The sequence below is a fragment of the Tepidimonas sp. HKU78 genome (genome assembly GCF_049860815.1).
In the GTDB taxonomy this organism is placed as follows: Bacteria; Pseudomonadota; Gammaproteobacteria; order Burkholderiales; family Burkholderiaceae_C; genus Tepidimonas.
In genome coordinates this window covers 263,628-280,788 of the sequence record NZ_CP187547.1, presented here as the reverse complement: position 1 = coordinate 280,788, position 17,161 = coordinate 263,628, and the positions used below count along the sequence as shown (strand labels likewise).

The window sequence follows — 17,161 nt, the reverse complement described above, 5'->3', positions numbered from 1 at the left end:
GTCATGTTCCGGCACGGGCCCGCGGTTGCGGGCCCTTGTCGTTTCGCGGTCGGCGCAGGAGTCGTCATGAAATTCGTCGATGAAGCCACGATCGACGTCGCTGCTGGCGACGGTGGCAACGGCTGCGCGTCGTTTCGCCACGAGAAGTTCAAGGAATTCGGCGGACCCGACGGCGGCGACGGTGGCCGCGGCGGCCACGTCTGGGCCATTGCCGACGAAAACCTCAACACCCTGGTCGACTACCGCTACACGCGCCGCTTCGAGGCGCAGCGCGGCGAGCACGGCAAAGGCTCGGACATGTTTGGCGCCAAGGGCGAGGACATCGTGCTGCGCATGCCGGTCGGCACCGTCATCAGCGATGCCGAGACCGGCGAGGTGTTGTTCGAGCTGCTGCAGCCGGGGCAGAAGGTGCTGCTGGCCAAGGGTGGTGACGGCGGCTTTGGCAACCTGCACTTCAAGAGTTCCACGAATCGCGCGCCGCGTCAGAAGACGCTGGGGCGGCCCGGCGAGCGCCGCAGCCTCAAGCTCGAGCTCAAGGTGTTGGCTGACGTCGGACTGCTGGGCATGCCCAATGCGGGCAAATCGACCCTGATCGCGGCCGTCTCCAACGCGCGGCCCAAGATCGCCGACTACCCCTTCACCACCCTGCACCCGAACCTGGGTGTGGTGCGCGTCGGGCCCGAAAAGAGCTTCGTCATCGCCGACGTGCCCGGGCTGATCGAGGGCGCGGCCGAAGGCGCGGGGCTGGGGCATCAGTTCTTGCGCCACCTGCAGCGCACCCGGCTGCTGTTGCACATCGTCGACCTGGCGCCGTTCGACGACACGGTCGACCCGGTGGCGCAGGCGCGCGCCATCGTCGCGGAACTCAAAAAGTACGACCCCCAACTGGCGGCCAAGCCGCGCTGGCTGGTGCTCAACAAGCTCGACATGGTGCCGCCGGAGGAGCGCGAGGCGCGCGTGCGCGACTTCGTGCGCCGCTTGCGCTTCCGTGGCCCGGTGTTTACCATCTCGGCGCTCACGCGCGAAGGCTGCGAGCATCTCATGCTCAAGGTGTACGAGTATCTGGCCGCGCAGCGCGAAGCGCAGGCGCCGCCGGTCGAGGTCGATCCGCGCTTCGACGCCCATCGCCAGGACGCCGAGCCGACCCCGGCGCACGGCGACGACCCGCGTTTTCGCGCCTGAGGTTGCCGTCGTACTCTCTCCACGGATCGTTCACTGCTGCCTCACCGTTTGCCCGCGTTTGCCCGCCCCGATGATGCCGACCGCCCCCACCGCCGAAGCCGTGTCCGTTTCCCACGCCAGCCCGAACTCGCCGCAGGCGCACTCGGCCACCATGGGGCTCGCGCTGCCGCAGCGGGCCCCACAGGAGGTGCTGCGCGCGGCCCGCCGCATCGTCGTCAAGGTGGGCTCCAGCCTGGTCACCAACGAGGGGCGTGGCCTGGACGCGCAGGCCATCGGCCAGTGGTGCCGCCAGCTCGCGGCCCTGGTGCGCGACGGCCGCGAGGTCATCATGGTCAGCAGCGGGGCGATCGCCGAGGGCATGAAGCGCCTGGGCTGGGCCACGCGCCCCAAAGAAGTGCACGAGCTGCAGGCGGCGGCCGCGGTAGGGCAGATGGGGCTGGCCCAGATGTACGAGACGCAGCTGCGCGCCCACGGCGTGGGCAGCGCGCAGGTGCTGCTGACGCACGCCGACTTGGCCGACCGCGAGCGGTACCTGAACGCCCGCTCGACGCTGCTGACGCTGCTGCGGCTGGGGGTGGTGCCGGTCATCAACGAAAACGACACCGTCGTCAACGACGAAATCAAGTTTGGCGACAACGACACGCTGGGCGCGCTGGTGGCCAACCTGGTCGAGGCTGATCTGCTCATCATCCTGACCGATCAGCGTGGGCTGTACACCGCCGACCCGCGCAAGGACCCAACGGCGGCGTTTGTGGACGTGGCGCGGGCGGGCGACCCCGCGCTGGAAGCCATGGCCGGTGGTGCGGGCAGCCGCGTGGGCACGGGCGGCATGATCACCAAGATTCTGGCCGCCAAGCGTGCGGCGGGTTCGGGCGCGTCGACCGTGATTGCCTGGGGACGCGAGCCCGACGTGCTGCTGCGGCTGACGGCGGGCGAGCCGATCGGCACCTGTCTGGTCGCCGACATGCCCAAGCAGCAAGCGCGCAAGCAGTGGATGGCCGATCATTTGCAACTGCGCGGCGCCGTCACGGTCGATGCCGGTGCGGTGGCCAAGCTGGTGCACGAAGGCAAGAGCCTGTTGCCGATCGGCATGACGGCGGTGGAGGGCGACTTCCACCGCGGAGACGTGATCGCGGTGCGCGCGCCCGACGGACGCGAGATCGCGCGCGGGCTGGCCAACTACGCGGCCGCCGAGGCGCGGCTGCTCTGCCGTCGTTCGTCGGCGGAGTTCGATCGCCTGCTCGGTTACGCGGCTGAGCCGGAGATGATCCACCGCGACAACTTGGTGGTCACCGCGCGCTAAATCCGCGCCGCGCTGGTTCCGCGCCGCGCTGGTGCGGCAGCCGTCCGTCAGCGCTCGGGCTTGCCGTGACGCAGCGCGCGCAGCATGTCGGCCGGACGCCCGTTGGGCGTGGTGCCATCGCAAAAGCCACCGCGCGCCAGCGCCACCGCCGGGCGCGAGGCAAACTCACCCCCTAGATTGCGCCACTCGGCGCCCGGGCTGGTGCGCCACTCGGCGGGCGGCCCGGGGTTCCAGTGCGCATACGTCTTGACCTGGGCGCTGGCGCAGCGTAGCCCCTCATACCAGGCGTTGAGGGCGCCGCTGGCGTTTTGCGCCACGATCACATAGCGGATGACGCCGTCCGGGCCCAGCGTGACCGATGCGGGATCGACGCCGAAGCGCAATTGGCTGTTGACCGAAACCTCGAACGGCACCAGCCCCTCGGTGCGCAGCGGTGGCGGTGGCGGCGTGTCGGCCTCGCGCCAGTCACGGTGGACGTCGCTGAGCCATTGCGCTGCCGCGCTGCCGCAGGTGGCGAGCCCAACCAGCACGGCCAGCCAGCGGCGTAGCGAGCCAGGCGCAGAAGCGAAGCGCGGATGCGGGGATCGAGGGAGTAAGCGCACGGTGTCAGGGAAGGGCGTGGTGGTCAGCGCCGCGAGGGCGCGCTCGGGAACGGAGCGGGAACCGAATCTCCCGCATCGGCGGCCGCCGGTTGCGGGTCGAAACTGGCACCCGGGGGCAGTTCCAGATGCGTGGGCATGGCCAGCTGGGGCGGCAGCGCCCGCGGGCGGCGCGCGCCATCGGCACCCTTGGGCGCGGGCCCGGCCCGGGGGCGCGCATTGGAGCGCAGGTAGCGGTTGCGGGGGCCGCGCGGATCGGCCCCGATCGGCCCCGGTGGTGGCAGGTAACGCGCCAGTTCCTGTAGCGCGCGCTGATAGACGTCGCGCTTGAACTCGATGACGCTGTCCAGCGGCACCCAGTAGTCGTTCCAGCGCCAGGCGTCGAACTCGGGGTGATCGGTGGCGCGCAGGTTCAGGTTCCAGTCGCCGCTGACGAGCCGCAGCAAAAACCAGATTTGCTTCTGTCCCCGGTAGTGGCCGCGCGATTCGCGGCGGATGTAGCGGTCCGGCACCTCGTAGCGCAACCAGTCGCGCGTGCGCGCGATGACGGCCACGTGCTCCGGGCGCAGTCCGATCTCCTCATGCAGTTCCCGGTACATGGCCTGTTCCGGGGTCTCGCCGCGGTCGATGCCGCCTTGCGGAAACTGCCAGGAGTGGGTGCGGATGCGCTTGCCCCAGAACACCTGGTTCTTGTGGTTGAGCAAGATGATGCCGACATTGGGCCTGAAGCCGTCTCTGTCAAGCATAATCGACCCCAATTCTTGAAACTGTCCCGATTATGCAACGCGGGTCGGGATTTGTGTTGATATGAAAGCCTCCCAGTTCCACATCGCCACCCTCAAGGAAGCCCCGGCCGATGCCGAGGTCGTCAGCCACCGCCTGATGCTGCGTGCCGGCATGATCAAAAAGCTCTCGGCCGGCATCTACACCTACATGCCCATGGGGCTGCGCGTCATCCGCAAAGTCGAGCGCATCGTGCGCGAGGAGATGGACCGTGCCGGCGCCATCGAGCTGACCATGCCCATCGTGCAGCCCGCCGAGCTGTGGCAAGAGACCGGGCGCTTCGACAAAATGGGCCCGGAGCTGCTGCGCATCAAGGACCGGCACGAGCGTGACTTCGTCATCCAGCCCACCAGCGAAGAGGTGGTGACCGACATCGCGCGCCAGGAGCTGCGCAGCTACAAGCAGCTGCCCAAAAACTTCTATCAGATCCAGACCAAGTTTCGCGACGAACGGCGGCCGCGCTTTGGCCTGATGCGCGGGCGTGAGTTCATCATGAAGGACGCCTACAGCTTCGACCGCGACGCCGAAGGCGCCCAGCGCAGCTACGCCATCATGGCGCAGGCGTATCGCCGCATTTTCGACCGCTTCGGGCTGACGTACCGCGCCGTGGCCGCCGACAGCGGCGCCATTGGCGGCGACCTGAGCGAGGAGTTCCAGGTGATTGCCGCCACGGGCGAGGATGCCATCGTCTACTGCCCCACCAGCGATTACGCGGCCAACATCGAAAAGGCCGAGGCCCTGGCACCACAGGGGCCGCGCCCGGTACCCCGCCAGCCCATGGTCAAAACCCCGACGCCGGGGCGCAGCACCTGTGCCGACGTGGCCGCGCTGCTGGGCGTGCCGCTGGCGACCACGGTCAAGTCGATTGTGCTGGCCACCGACGAGATCAACGAGCGCGACGAGGTCGTGGCCACGCGCCTGTGGCTGCTGCTGCTGCGCGGCGACCACGAGATGAACGAGGTCAAGGTCGGCAAGCTGCCCGGTCTGCAGCGGGGCTTCCGGTTTGCGACCGAGGCCGAGATCGTCGCGCACTTTGGCTGCCGACCCGGCTATCTGGGCCCGGTGGGCCTGAAGCGCCCGGTCACCGTGGTGGCCGACCGCGAGGTGGCGGTGATGGCCGACTGGATCTGCGGCGCCAACGAAGTCGACCACCACCTCACCGGCGTCAACTGGGGGCGCGACCTGCCCGAGCCGGACCTGGTCGCCGACATCCGCAACGTCGTCGCGGGCGACCCGTCGCCGGACGGCAAGGGAGTGTTGGCGATCGAGCGCGGCATCGAGGTCGGCCACGTGTTCTACCTGGGCACCAAGTACAGCCGGGCCATGAACGCCACTTTCCTGGACGAGGACGGCAAGCCCAAGCTGTTCGAGATGGGCTGCTACGGCATCGGCATCACCCGCCTGCCGGCGGCAGCCATCGAGCAGAACCACGACGAGCGCGGCATCATCTGGCCCGACGCGATCGCCCCCTTCACGGTGGTCGTCTGCCCGATCGGGATGGACCGCAGCCCCGCCGTGCGCGAGGCCGCCGAGCGCCTGCACGACGAACTGGCAGCGCACGGGGTGGACGTCATCCTGGACGACCGCGGCGAGCGGCCGGGCGCCATGTTCGCCGACTGGGAGCTGATCGGCGTGCCCCACCGCGTCACCGTCGGCGACCGCGGCCTCAAGGACGGCCTGGTCGAGTACCAGCACCGGCGCGACACCGCGGCCACGCCGGTGCCGCTGGCCGACATCGTGGACTGGCTGCGCGGCCGCATCGCGGTGTGACCATGGATACGGCCCCCGGGCCAGGCCTCGACCGGCGCCGCTGTCTGGGGCGGCTGGCGGGGTTGGCCGCACCGGTGCTGGCGGGGCGGAGCCTCGTGCCCATCGCGGGGGCCTGGGCGTGGGCGGCCGCCGCCCCGGCGCAGGCCGGTGCCCAGATCGAGGAGCCGCTGTCCGACGCGGTCCGCCACGCGCTGCAGGCGGCCGTCGAGCAGCTCGATCCGCCGGAGCCCGAGTTTCTGACGGCCGAGGAGCGGCTGGCCTACCTGCGCTGGCTGAGCCGGGCGAGCTGGCAGTTGCGGCGCCGCAAGCCCGAACCCCAGGCGCGCGTCGATTTTCTGCAAACGGTCTGGTACGAAAGCCGGCGCGCCGGACTGGACACGGCGCTGGTGCTGGGCCTGATCGAGGTCGAGAGCGCCTTTCGCAAGTACGCGATCTCGCGGGCCGGCGCGCGCGGCTACATGCAGGTGATGCCGTTCTGGACGCGGGTCATCGGCGATGGGGATCCGGACAAGCTGTTCCATCTGCAAACCAATCTGCGCTATGGCTGCGTCATCCTGCGCCACTACCTGCAGCGCGAGCGCGGCGACCTGTTCCTGGCCCTGGGGCGCTACAACGGCAGCCGCGGACGCGCCCCCTACCCGAACGCGGTGTTCGCGGCCGAGCGCCGCTGGCGGCTGGCGTGAGGGCCGATCCGCACGGCGACCGAACTTCCGGCCGAATCCGGCCTCTGATGCGTGATCACGTGAGGCCCGGCGGCGGGCGTCCGGTCGGTGAGGAGATGTCCATGCGTTGGCTGATCTGGGTGGTGTTTGCGCTTGCGATGGTGCTGTGGACGGCCGTGGTGTTCGTCGGCACCCAGCTCCTGGGCTGGGCGGCGGGGCTGCTGTCGTCCGGACAGGACGCCGCCGCGGTGACGCAGGCGGTCCAGCACTTTCCCTGGCCGGCATGGCTGGTGCTGTGGGTGGATCCGGCCTGGCTGCAGCAGCTCGCCGCCGCGCTGACGCAGTCGTGGGCCTGGCTGACGGCGGTGCTGCCGGCCTTCGCCACGATCGCCGGCTGGCTGGTGCCGCTGGCCTGGGTGGCGTGGGCGGTGGTCGCCTTCGGTCTGCTGGCGCTGGCCGTGGTGCTGCACGTGGTCAGTGGTCGCCTGGGGCGCCAGTGGGGCAGCCTGGCGGCGTCGGTGCGGGGACCCCATGGCCGTTGAGTTGGCGCGCGCGCTGCGCGAGGCGGCGGCCCGGCTGGGCGAGATGGCCGATTCCCCGCCGCCGGGCGGTGCCCCGGTCGCGCTGAGTCTGGGCGAGGTCGTCGATCTGCATGGCCACGGCTCGGGGGCCGTGCTGCTGATGGTGATGGCGCTGCTGACCGTGCTGCCGGTGGCCGGTGCCGGCACGGTCCTGAGCTTCGGCCTGTGGGCGCTGGCGCTGGCCTGGATGGCGGGACGTGACGCCATCGTGCTGCCGCGCCGCGTCGGCGCCGTGACGCTGCGCGGCACCTGGGCGACGCGCGGCCTGGAGCTGCTGGCCATGACCTACGAAACCGCCGCGCGCTGGATGCGTCCGCGCTGGCCCGCCCTCGTCCACCCACGCCTGCGTCTGTGGTGGGGCCTGTGGATCGCGCTGATGGCAGGCATCATCTTCCTGCCGCTGCCGTTCGGCAACGTACTGCCCAGCCTCAGCCTGATCGCGCTGAGCCTGGGCTGGATGTTCCGCGACGGGCTGGCCTTGCTGGTGTCCGGGGCCATCGGGGCGGGGGCGATCGCCTACCTGGTCACGCTGTGGCAGGGGGTGGAGCACCTGTTTCGCTGGTGGTTCTGACCTCGTCCCCGGCCCTCACTGCAGGAAGCCGATGCGCGCGCGTCCGCCGGCAGCCGCGGGCAGGTCCCGCGTCTCGATGCGGTCGCGCCGGTCCAGCCGTGCGTTGCCAAAGCCGGTCATGAGCGCCCGGCGCATCTCGCGCGGCGCCATGCCCGCCAATTGATCGAGCACGTCGTCACCGGGCTCCTCGTCGAACAGCCGTCCCCAGTCGTGCGCGGCGCGCAAGCGCTGGTAGAGCTGGCGCGCGATGCGCCGCGCCTCGTCCCGCGTGGGGGGCGCGATCTCGAACACGTTCATGCGGTTGAGGATCGGGTCGGGAATCGCGCGCTCGTCGTTGGCGGTGGTGATCCAGATCACTTGGCTGGCGTCGATCGGCACCTCGGCAAATTCGTCGACGAAGCGCTGCGCGGTCTGGGGCTCCAGCAGGCTGTACAACGCCCCCAGCGGGTCGTACTGCGCGTCGCTGGCCTTGTCGATTTCGTCGACCACGATGACCGGGTTGGCATAGTTGCCCTCCACCAACGCCTCGAACACTTTGCCCGGCTTGGCGCCTTTCCATTGCGACGACGAGCCCGACAGCAGCCAGCCCGCGGTCATCGAGCTCATCGGCACCAGCGTCATGGTGGTGGCCAGCAGCTCGGCCAGTTGGTGCGCAAAATGCGTCTTGCCCACGCCTGGCGGGCCGAGCAACAGCAAGGGCGTGATCTCGAGGCTGTCGCTGCTTTCCTGCGCCAGCGCGATGTGGCGCCGCACGTCGTCGAGCACCTCGCGGAAGTTGGGCAGCTGCTCGTACAGCGGCTCCACATCCGGCACGCCCGAGGGTTTGACCGCAAAGCGCTGCGGTCCGCGTTCGAGCATGCGCTCATAGGTCTGGCACAGCGTGGCTTGCTCGCGCTCGTTGCCCTGCGCTTTGAGGCGGCGCAGCCGCTGCTCGACGTCCTCGGGGCTGAAGACGTCGCGCACGCGCGCGATGGGCAGGCTGCGCGGCGCTACCGTGGCGGGGAGGGGATGGGTGGTTTCCATGGCACGCTCTCCTTCGACGACCAGTCCTGCGGTCATTGAAGCATGTTTCGTGCCACGCGAACAACCCGGGAGAATCCGGATGGCGCGTCGGCCCCGCAGGCCCGGTCTTATGCGGTTGGAGTCGCCAGCAGCCGCTGCAGTTCTCCGGATTCGTACATCTCCATCATGATGTCGGAGCCGCCGATGAACTCACCCCGCACGTACAGCTGCGGGATGGTCGGCCAGTTGCTGTACTCCTTGATGCCCTGGCGAATCTCGGGATCTTCCAGCACGTTGACGGTGACCACGTCTTTCGGGTCCACGCCGCAGGCCTTGAGGATCTGCACCGCGCGGCCGGAGAAGCCACACATCGGGAAGCTGGCCGTGCCCTTCATGAACAGCACGATGTCGTGGTTTTTGACCAATTGGTCGATGCGTTGCTGGACGTCGCTCATGGGTGGTCTGTCGATGAAAGCCTCGATGCGCCGATTATCGCCCGTCGGCGCGCGGCGTGGCGCCAGTGCCGTCGATGGCCGCAGCGCCGCTGGGTTCACCACCCCAGCGCCCGCCGGTGCAGCGCCGGTGTCCGCCCAGGTCGCGCCGGTGGTCGATGTCGAAGAAGCCGCGCGCGCGCAGCAGGTCGGCCACCGCGTCGGCCTGGTCCCAGCCGTGCTCGAGCAGCAGCCAGCCGCCGGGTGTCAGGTGGGCCGGGGCGCCCGCCACGATGGCCCGCAGGTCGCGCAGTCCGTCGGCGCCCGCGACCAGGGCGTCGCGCGGTTCGTGGCGCAGCGTCGGCAGATGGGGGTCATCGGCGCGCAAGTACGGGGGGTTGGCCACGACAAGGTCGAAGCGCGCCGGCCACGGTGGGGATGCCGTGTCGCTGGTGTGGGCGTCGGTCGGCCAGGGGCGCCAGCCGTCCCACCAATGGCCCCGCAGCCAGCGCACCGGCAGGCGCAGGGTTTGACCGTTGGCAGCCGCCACGGCCAGGGCGTCGGCGCTCGCATCCAGCCCCCAGACGGCGGCCCGTGGCCGTGCGTGCTGGATGGCCAGCGCGATCGCGCCGCTGCCCGTGCCCAGGTCGAGGACGTGGGCGCTGCCGTCGGGTGGCAGCAGCGCCAGCGCCCACTCCACCAGCGTCTCGGTATCGGGGCGTGGGTCCAGCACACGCGCGTCGACCTTCAGTATCAAACCGTGAAAACCGCGTTCGCCCGTGAGGTAGGCCAGCGGGACGCGGTCGAGCCGTCGTTGGCACAGGTCGGCATAGCGCGTCGCCGCCGCGGGCGGCAGCGGCTCGTCGTCGTGGGCCAGCAGCCACGCTCGCTCGCTTGCCGAGCGCCCCAGGGCGTGCAGCAGCAGCCATTGCGCATCGAGCCAGTCCAGCCCCATCGCTCGCGCCCACTGCAAGGCAGCGCGCCGTGTATGCAGCGGCGGTGGTGTCGGCGTGGGAGGGCAGGACATGGGCTCAGCTGCCAGCACGCGCTTCGAGCTCGGCCATCAGCTCTGCACCGCGTGCCAGCTGCAACGGACGGATGAGGTCGTCCAAGTCGCCTTCGAGCACCGCCGGCAGCTTGTACAGGGTCAGGTTGATGCGGTGGTCGGTGACGCGGCCCTGCGGAAAGTTGTAGGTGCGGATGCGGTCGCTGCGGTCGCCGCTGCCGATGAGGCCCTTGCGGGCTGCCGCCTCGCGCGCTTCGCGCTCGCGCCGCTCGCGCTCTTGCAGGCGCGCCAGCAGCACTTGCAGCGCCTTGGCCCGGTTGCGGTGCTGGCTGCGGTCGTCTTGGCATTCGGCCACGATGCCCGTGGGCAGGTGCGTGATGCGCACCGCCGAGTCGGTTTTGTTGATGTGCTGGCCGCCCGCGCCGCTGGCACGGAAGGTGTCGATGCGCAGCTCCGCCGGGTTGATCTGCACCGCCTGCGCCTCGTCGGGCTCGGGCAGCACCGCCACGGTGCAGGCGCTGGTGTGAATGCGCCCCTGCGACTCCGTCACCGGTACCCGCTGCACCCGGTGGCCGCCTGATTCGAAGCGCAGTCGCCCGTACGCACCCGGGCCGACGATGCGCAGCACCACTTCCTTGGCGCCACCCAGCTCGCTGGGGGATTCGCTGATGACCTCGGCGCGCCAGCCTTGCCGCTCGGCATCACGGATGTACATGCGCGCCAGCTCCGCGGCAAACAGAGCGGCTTCCTCGCCGCCCGTGCCGGCGCGGATCTCGACGAAGGCGTTGCGCTCGTCGTCGGGGTCGCGCGGCAGCAGCAGGGCGTGCAGCTCGGCCTCGAGCCGTTCGAGCTCGGCTTGTGCGGCGGCCACCTCATCCGCCACCATGGCCGCCAGCGCCTCGTCGCCGCTGGCGGCGGCTTCAGTGGCGAGCTGCTCGGCCTCGTGTCGTTGCGCCTCGCACTGCAGGTAGCGCAGGTAGGGCTGGACGATGGTGTCGGTTTCGGCGTGCTCGCGCGTCAACGCGCGAAAGCGCTCCAAGTCTGCCGTCGCATCGGGCGCGGACAGTTGGGCATCGAGCTCGTGCAGCCGTAGGCGCAAGCGCTCGAGCGTCTCGCGGATGAAGGGCTTCATGGGCGTGGTGGCCGTCCGTCGTCGCTGGCACGGCGGGGCGCCGCCGCATCGGGCCGGCCGCGCAGAAATAGCCGTGATACCACCTCGGCCGTGTGCTGCCGGGCCGCCTCGTCGCCGCTGTGCAGCTCGGCCAGCGCGCCGTGCAGCATTTTTTGCGTCAGGCCGCGCGCCAGCGCTTCGAGCGCCGCATCGACCGATTCCCCCCGCGCCAGCAGCCGTTTGGCGCGTGCGATCTCGGCCGCCCGCCACGCGTCGGCCTGCGTCTGCAGGTCACGGATCAACGCCACCACCCCCGCGTTGGGGTCACGCTGGCGCAGCCAGTGCATGAAGCTCTGCACACCGGCGTCGATGATGGCTTCGGCCTGCGCCACCGCGGCCTGTCGGCTGTCCTTGCCCGCCTGCACCACGGAGGCGAGATCATCCACCGTGTACAGATAGACGTCGTCGAGCTCGCGCACCTCGGCCTCGATGTCGCGCGGCACGGCCAGATCGACCATGAACATCGGTCGGTGGCGGCGGCGGCGCAAGGCGCTCTCGACCATGCCCAGGCCGATCAGCGGCAGCGTGCTGGCGGTGCAGCTGATCACGGCGTCGAACTCGTGCAGCCGGGCGGGCAGGTCCGACAGCCGCATCGCCTCGGCCCCAAAGCGGGCGGCGAGCTTTTCGCCGCGCTCCAGGGTGCGGTTGGCGACCGCCATCGCGCGCGGCTGGCGTGCGGCGAAGTGCGTGGCGGTCAGTTCGATCATCTCGCCCGCGCCCACGAACAGCACGCGGATGTCGCGCAGGTCTTCGAACAGCTGGCTGGCCAGCCGCACCGCGGCCGCCGCCATGCTGATGGAATGCGCACCGATGGCGGTGCTGCTGCGCACTTGCTTGGCCACCGCGAACGAGCGTTGGAACAGCTGATGCAGCGTGGTGCCCAGTGTGCCCACCTCGTCGGCCACGCGCACCGCGTCTTTGAGCTGGCCCAGGATCTGCGCCTCACCCAGCACCATGCTGTCCAGCCCGCTGGCGACGCGAAATGCGTGGCGTGCCGCGGCATCGTCGCGCAGCACGTAGGCGTGCTGCAGCAGCAACTCGGGCGCCACCCCGGCGGTGTCGGCCAGCCAGCGCGCCGTCGGCTCGATCAAGGGTTCGTCGCTGGCGCAGTACAGCTCGGTGCGGTTGCAGGTGGACAACAGCGTGGCCTCGGGCTGCCTGACCAACGCGGCGCGAAAGCGCCGCAAGGCGTCCGGCACCTGGTCGAGCGCGAATGCAAACCGCCCGCGCACATCGAGCGGAGCGGTGTGGTGGTTGATGCCGAGCGCCCAGACTGCCATGATTGCGGATTATAAAATTTTGTCCTTCGTGGACGTCCTGCCCCTGCTCAACCACCTGCTCAACCTCGTGGCACCGGCCTGGGGCGTCGGGGCGCTGCTCGCCGTCGCGCTGGCGTGGCGCGCGCGGGCGCGGCAGCCGTTTTGGCGGCGGTGGTGGGGCCACTGCGTGTGGCTGGGTCTGGCGGGGTCGGCGGTGCTGGCGGCGGCATTACCGTGGCTGGGGCGTGATGGCCGCATGGTGATCTATGCCCTGCTGGTGGTGGTCCTTGGGGGGGTGGCCGCCTGGCGCGATGCGCGGCGCGCCTGAAGGCAGGGTCCGTCCGGCGCAACCCTGCTGTCAGTGGTGCCGTGCTGCGCTGCGGTAACATCGTCGGTCCTGCCCCGGCTGCCGTGCCGATCCTGCGGGCCGCGCTGCCGCGTGGCTTGCTCGCCGCTCCTTGCCCATGAACGCACCGACGCCCCTGAACGCACTGCTCACGGCCGAGTCCGACACGCCGCGATTGCGCGAGATTCCGTACAACTACACGTCGTTTTCGGATCGCGAGATCGTGCTGCGCCTGTTGGGCGCACGCGCGTGGGACATCATCGAGCAACTGCGCCGCGAGCGCGCCACCGGCCGCTCGGCGCGCATGCTCTACGAGGTGCTGGGCGACATCTGGGTGGTGCAGCGCAACCCGTACTTGCAGGACGATCTGCTGGCCAACCCCAAGCGTCGCGCCGCGCTCATCGAGGCCTTGCACCACCGCTTGGGCGAAATCGAAAAACGCCGCCGCCCGCAAGACGACCCGCAGCGCGACGTGTTGGTGGGCGAGCTGCTGGACCATGCGCGCCGTGCCGTGCAGGCATTCGCCCAGGCGTTCGAGGACATGGCTGCGCTGCGCCAGCGCGCGGTCAAGGTGTTGCGTCGGCACACGGCGCGCGACAACATCAAATTCGATGGCCTGAGCCGCGTCAGCCACGTCACGGACGCCACCGACTGGCGCGTCGAGTATCCGTTCGTCGTGCTCACCCCCGACACCGAGGCCGAAATCGTGGGGCTGGTGCAGGGCTGCGTCGAGCTGGGGTTGACCATCATCCCGCGCGGCGGCGGAACGGGCTACACGGGTGGTGCGGTGCCGCTGACATGGAAGAGCGCGGTCATCAACACCGAAAAGCTGGAGGCGATGACCGAGGTCGAGATGGTGACCTTGCCCGGGCTGGACGCGCCCGTGCCCACGATCTGGACCGAGGCGGGCGTCGTCACCCAGCGCGTGGCGGATGCCGCCGAGCGCGCGGGCTTCGTGTTCGCGGTCGATCCCACTTCGGCCGAGGCGTCGTGCATCGGCGGCAACATCGCCATGAACGCCGGTGGTAAGAAGGCGGTGCTGTGGGGCACGGCGCTGGACAACCTGGCGTCGTGGCGCATGGTCACGCCCGACGCCGAGTGGCTCGAGGTGCACCGCATCGGCCACAACCGGGGCAAGATCCACGACGCCGAGGTGGCGTCCTTCGAGCTGCGCTACTTTGGCCCCGACGGCAAGACACTGCGCCGCACCGAGCGGCTCGACATCCCTGGCGCGGCGTTTCGCAAGGCGGGGCTGGGCAAGGACGTCACGGACAAGTTTCTGAGTGGCCTGCCTGGCGTGCAAAAAGAGGGCTGCGACGGCATCATCACCAGCGCGCGCTGGGTGGTGCACCGCATGCCCGCGCACACGCGCACCGTATGCCTGGAGTTTTTCGGCAACCCCAAGGACGCGGTGCCCTCGATCGTCGAGATCAAGGACTATCTGTTCGCCGAGCAAAGGCTGTCCGGCACGCTGCTCGCGGGTCTGGAACATTTGGATGACCGCTACCTGAAGGCGGTGGGCTACACCACCAAGAGCAAGCGCGGCACCCTGCCCAAGATGGTGCTCATCGGCGACATCGTGGGTGACGACCCGGACGCCGTGGCGCGCGCCGCCAGCGAGGTGGTGCGGCTGGCCAACGCCCGCGCCGGCGAGGGGTTCGTCGCCGTCAGCCCCGAGGCACGCAAAAAATTCTGGGCCGACCGCAAACGCACCGCCGCGATCAGCCGTCACACCAACGCCTTCAAGATCAACGAGGACGTGGTGATCCCGCTGGAGCGTATGGGTGAGTACACGCTGGGCATCGAGCGCATCAACATCGAACTCAGCCTGCGCAACAAGATCCGCCTGTGCGACGAGCTGGAGGCGTTTTTCGGGCGCGGGGCGTTGCCGCTGGGCAAGGCCGAAGACCCCCATGACATGCCCAGTGCCGAGTTGCTGGCCGAGCGCACCGAGCAGGCGCGCGCGCTCATCCGCCGCGTGCGCGCGCAGTGGCAGGCTTGGCACGACGGACTGGACGCGCCGGCCGCGCCGGGCGAGCGCACGCTGTTCGAGCAGCTGCAGGACCACACCCTGCGCGCGAGCTGGAAAACCCAGCTGCGCGCGCCGCTGCGCGAGCTCTTCACGGGCGCGGTGTTTGCGCCCGTGCTGGCCGAGTGCGATGCCATCCACCGGCGCGTGCTCAAAGGGCGCGTCTGGGTGGCGCTGCACATGCACGCGGGCGACGGCAACGTGCACACCAACATCCCGGTCAACAGCGACGACTACGAGATGCTGCAGACCGCGCACGAGGCGGTCGATCGCATCATGGCGCTGGCGCGCCGCCTCGACGGCGTGATCTCGGGTGAGCACGGCATCGGCATCACCAAGCTGGAGTACCTCAGCGACGACGAGCTGGCCCCGTTTGCCGAGTACAAGCGCCGCATCGATCCGCACGGGCGTTTCAACCGCGGCAAGCTGTTGCGCACGGCGAGTGCGTTGGGCCCCGACGTGCACCCGGCCGATCTGAGCCAGGCGTACACGCCGAGCTTTGGCCTCATGGGGTACGAGTCGCTCATCATGCAGCAAAGCGACATCGGCGCCATTGCCGACAGCATCAAGGACTGCCTGCGCTGCGGCAAGTGCAAGCCCGTGTGCTCGACCCACGTGCCGCGCGCCAACCTGCTGTACAGCCCGCGCAACAAGATCCTGGCCACCAGCTTGCTGATCGAGGCTTTCCTGTACGAGGAGCAGACGCGCCGTGGCGTCTCCATCCAGCACTGGGAGGAGTTCGAGGACGTGGCCGACCACTGCACGGTGTGCCACAAGTGCTTGTCGCCCTGCCCGGTGAAGATCGACTTCGGCGACGTGTCGATGAACATGCGCAACCTGCTGCGCAAGATGGGTCGCAAGTCCTTCCGCCCGGGTAACGCGCTGGCGATGACCTTCCTCAATGCCACCCAGCCGGAGACGATCAAGCTCATGCGCACCGCCATGGTCGACGTCGGCTTTCGCGCGCAGCGCTGGGCGCACGATCTGCTCAAGGGCCTGGCGCGCAAGCAGACGGCGGCGCCGCCCGCCACGGTGGGGCCCGCGCCGGTCAAAGAGCAGGTCATCCACTTCATCAACAAGAAGATGCCGGGCAACCTGCCCAAGAAGACGGCGCGCGCCTTGCTCGACATCGAGGACAAAAACTACGTGCCCATCATCCGCGACCCGCAGCGCACCAGCGCCGACGCGGAGGCGGTCTTCTACTTCCCCGGCTGCGGCTCGGAGCGGCTGTTCAGTCAAGTGGGGCTGGCCACGCAGGCCATGCTGTGGCACGTTGGCGTGCAGACGGTGTTGCCGCCTGGCTATCTGTGCTGCGGCTATCCGCAGCGCGGCTCGGGTCAGTTCGACAAGGCGGAAAAAATCATCACCGACAATCGGGTGCTGTTCCACCGCGTGGCCAACACGCTCAACTACCTGGACATCAAGACGGTGGTGGTGAGCTGCGGTACCTGCTACGACCAGCTGCAGGGCTATCAGTTCGACAAGATCTTCCCCGGCTGCCGCATCGTCGACATCCACGAATACCTGCTGGAAAAGGGCGTCAAACTGGAGGGCAAGGGCGCGTACCTCTACCACGATCCGTGCCACAGCCCGATGAAGCAGCAAGACCCGATGAAGACCGTCAAGGCGCTGGTGGGCGACACCGTCGTGGCCAGCGACCGCTGCTGCGGCGAGTCGGGCACGCTCGGCGTCACGCGGCCCGATATTTCGACGCAGGTGCGCTTCCGCAAAGAGCAAGAGTTGCGCAAGAACGAGCAGCAGTTGGCGGCCTTGGCCGAGCGCAACGGTGCGTCGCTGACGCCCGGGCGCACCAAGATCCTGACCTCGTGCCCGAGCTGCCTGCAGGGCCTGAGCCGCTACGGCGAGGATCTCAGCAACGGACTGCTGGAGGCCGACTACATCGTGGTCGAAATCGCGCGCCAGATCTTGGGTGAGAACTGGCTGCCGGACTATGTGGCGCGCGCCAATGCCGGCGGCATCGAACGGGTGCTGGTGTGAGCGCTCCGCCTGCCGCCGCCTGCCCTTTGTGCCGCGAAGACGGCGGCGTGCTGCTCTGGCGCGGGCAAGGCTGGCGCGTGGTGCGTGCGGTCGGCGCCGAGGTGTCATCGGCGCCAGCGTGGTACCGCGTCATCGCCACGGACCACGTGGCCGAATGGTCGGATCTCGATGCGTTCCAGCAGGCGGCAGGGATGCGCCTCGTGACGGCGGTCGAGCGCGTGTTGCGCGCCTGTCTGCAGCCGACCAAGGTCAACCTGGCATCGCTGGGCAACGTCGTGCCGCACCTGCACTGGCACGTCATCGCCCGCTTCGAGTGGGACAGTCGGTTCCCCGCCCCGATCTGGGATGCCGAGCGGCGCACGGGCGATGCGCAGCAACTGGCCGCCGTGCGGGCAGCGCTGCCCGACTGCGATGCAGCCATCGTGGCGGCGCTGGCGCCGTCGCCCCTCGCGTGATCGCCTCGATCCC

General features: G+C 69.5%; 16 protein-coding genes. 9 read left to right on the top strand and 7 right to left on the bottom strand.

Annotated features, from left to right (window positions below; genetic code table 11):
* Positions 1-66 precede the first annotated feature (66 nt).
* Both cgtA and proB read left to right on the top strand, forming a co-directional pair.
* Positions 67-1,182, top strand: a complete 1,116-nt coding sequence (gene cgtA / locus ACPYIS_RS01445) for an Obg family GTPase CgtA (protein WP_424895192.1) — start codon at positions 67-69, stop codon at positions 1,180-1,182.
* A 151-nt stretch (positions 1,183-1,333) separates the two neighbouring features.
* Positions 1,334-2,485: a glutamate 5-kinase gene (gene proB / locus ACPYIS_RS01440; RefSeq protein ID WP_424860168.1), complete on the top strand. Its 1,152-nt coding sequence runs from the start codon at positions 1,334-1,336 to the stop codon at positions 2,483-2,485.
* 47 nt (positions 2,486-2,532) lie between these two features.
* Here proB and ACPYIS_RS01435 read toward each other — a convergent pair whose 3' ends face one another.
* A complete protein-coding gene (locus tag ACPYIS_RS01435) occupies positions 2,533-3,015 on the bottom strand; it encodes a CNP1-like family protein (RefSeq protein WP_299022425.1) in 483 nt (160 codons plus the stop codon).
* A gap of 95 nt (positions 3,016-3,110) precedes the next feature.
* Complete coding sequence (locus tag ACPYIS_RS01430) at positions 3,111-3,830, bottom strand: RNA pyrophosphohydrolase (RefSeq protein ID WP_299022422.1); 720 nt, start codon at positions 3,828-3,830, stop codon at positions 3,111-3,113.
* Between the two features lie 61 nt (positions 3,831-3,891).
* Here ACPYIS_RS01430 and ACPYIS_RS01425 point away from each other — a divergent pair, with 61 nt between their 5' ends.
* The 4 genes from ACPYIS_RS01425 to ACPYIS_RS01410 all read left to right on the top strand — a co-directional run bounded on the left by ACPYIS_RS01425 (position 3,892) and on the right by ACPYIS_RS01410 (position 7,451).
* On the top strand, positions 3,892-5,637 hold the full coding sequence (locus tag ACPYIS_RS01425; protein ID WP_424895193.1) for a proline--tRNA ligase: 1,746 nt from the start codon (positions 3,892-3,894) through the stop codon (positions 5,635-5,637).
* A gap of 2 nt (positions 5,638-5,639) precedes the next feature.
* Positions 5,640-6,320 carry a lytic transglycosylase domain-containing protein gene (locus ACPYIS_RS01420; RefSeq protein WP_143968349.1) on the top strand — a complete coding sequence of 227 codons (681 nt, stop codon included), beginning with the start codon at positions 5,640-5,642 and terminating at the stop codon, positions 6,318-6,320.
* Positions 6,321-6,421: 101 nt separating this feature from the next.
* A complete protein-coding gene (locus ACPYIS_RS01415; protein WP_143968348.1) occupies positions 6,422-6,841 on the top strand; it encodes a hypothetical protein in 420 nt (139 codons plus the stop codon).
* On the top strand, positions 6,831-7,451 hold the full coding sequence (locus ACPYIS_RS01410; RefSeq protein ID WP_299022409.1) for an exopolysaccharide biosynthesis protein: 621 nt from the start codon (positions 6,831-6,833) through the stop codon (positions 7,449-7,451). Before ACPYIS_RS01415 ends, ACPYIS_RS01410 begins: the two co-directional genes overlap by 11 nt.
* 15 nt (positions 7,452-7,466) lie before the next feature.
* Here ACPYIS_RS01410 and ACPYIS_RS01405 read toward each other — a convergent pair whose 3' ends face one another.
* From ACPYIS_RS01405 to hemA, 5 genes are all read right to left on the bottom strand, one after another.
* Complete coding sequence (locus tag ACPYIS_RS01405; protein WP_299022406.1) at positions 7,467-8,474, bottom strand: AAA family ATPase; 1,008 nt, start codon at positions 8,472-8,474, stop codon at positions 7,467-7,469.
* 107 nt (positions 8,475-8,581) lie between these two features.
* Positions 8,582-8,908, bottom strand: a complete 327-nt coding sequence (gene grxD, locus ACPYIS_RS01400) for a Grx4 family monothiol glutaredoxin (RefSeq protein WP_299022404.1) — start codon at positions 8,906-8,908, stop codon at positions 8,582-8,584.
* Between the two features lie 34 nt (positions 8,909-8,942).
* Complete coding sequence (gene prmC / locus ACPYIS_RS01395; RefSeq protein ID WP_424858680.1) at positions 8,943-9,911, bottom strand: peptide chain release factor N(5)-glutamine methyltransferase; 969 nt, start codon at positions 9,909-9,911, stop codon at positions 8,943-8,945.
* A 4-nt stretch (positions 9,912-9,915) separates the two neighbouring features.
* Positions 9,916-11,022: a peptide chain release factor 1 gene (prfA, locus tag ACPYIS_RS01390; protein WP_424858681.1), complete on the bottom strand. Its 1,107-nt coding sequence runs from the start codon at positions 11,020-11,022 to the stop codon at positions 9,916-9,918.
* Positions 11,019-12,341, bottom strand: a complete 1,323-nt coding sequence (gene hemA / locus ACPYIS_RS01385; RefSeq protein ID WP_424858682.1) for a glutamyl-tRNA reductase — start codon at positions 12,339-12,341, stop codon at positions 11,019-11,021. The genes prfA and hemA overlap by 4 nt, the downstream gene beginning before the upstream one ends.
* Between hemA and ACPYIS_RS01380 the strand changes: the two genes are divergently transcribed.
* The 3 genes from ACPYIS_RS01380 to ACPYIS_RS01370 all read left to right on the top strand — a co-directional run bounded on the left by ACPYIS_RS01380 (position 12,340) and on the right by ACPYIS_RS01370 (position 17,148).
* On the top strand, positions 12,340-12,648 hold the full coding sequence (locus tag ACPYIS_RS01380; RefSeq protein ID WP_425973781.1) for a hypothetical protein: 309 nt from the start codon (positions 12,340-12,342) through the stop codon (positions 12,646-12,648). The two genes, hemA and ACPYIS_RS01380, sit on opposite strands and share 2 nt — an antisense overlap.
* A 136-nt stretch (positions 12,649-12,784) precedes the next feature.
* Complete coding sequence (locus ACPYIS_RS01375; protein WP_424858684.1) at positions 12,785-16,693, top strand: DUF3683 domain-containing protein; 3,909 nt, start codon at positions 12,785-12,787, stop codon at positions 16,691-16,693.
* Complete coding sequence (locus tag ACPYIS_RS01370; protein ID WP_299022388.1) at positions 16,690-17,148, top strand: HIT family protein; 459 nt, start codon at positions 16,690-16,692, stop codon at positions 17,146-17,148. Before ACPYIS_RS01375 ends, ACPYIS_RS01370 begins: the two co-directional genes overlap by 4 nt.
* Positions 17,149-17,161 lie beyond the last annotated feature (13 nt).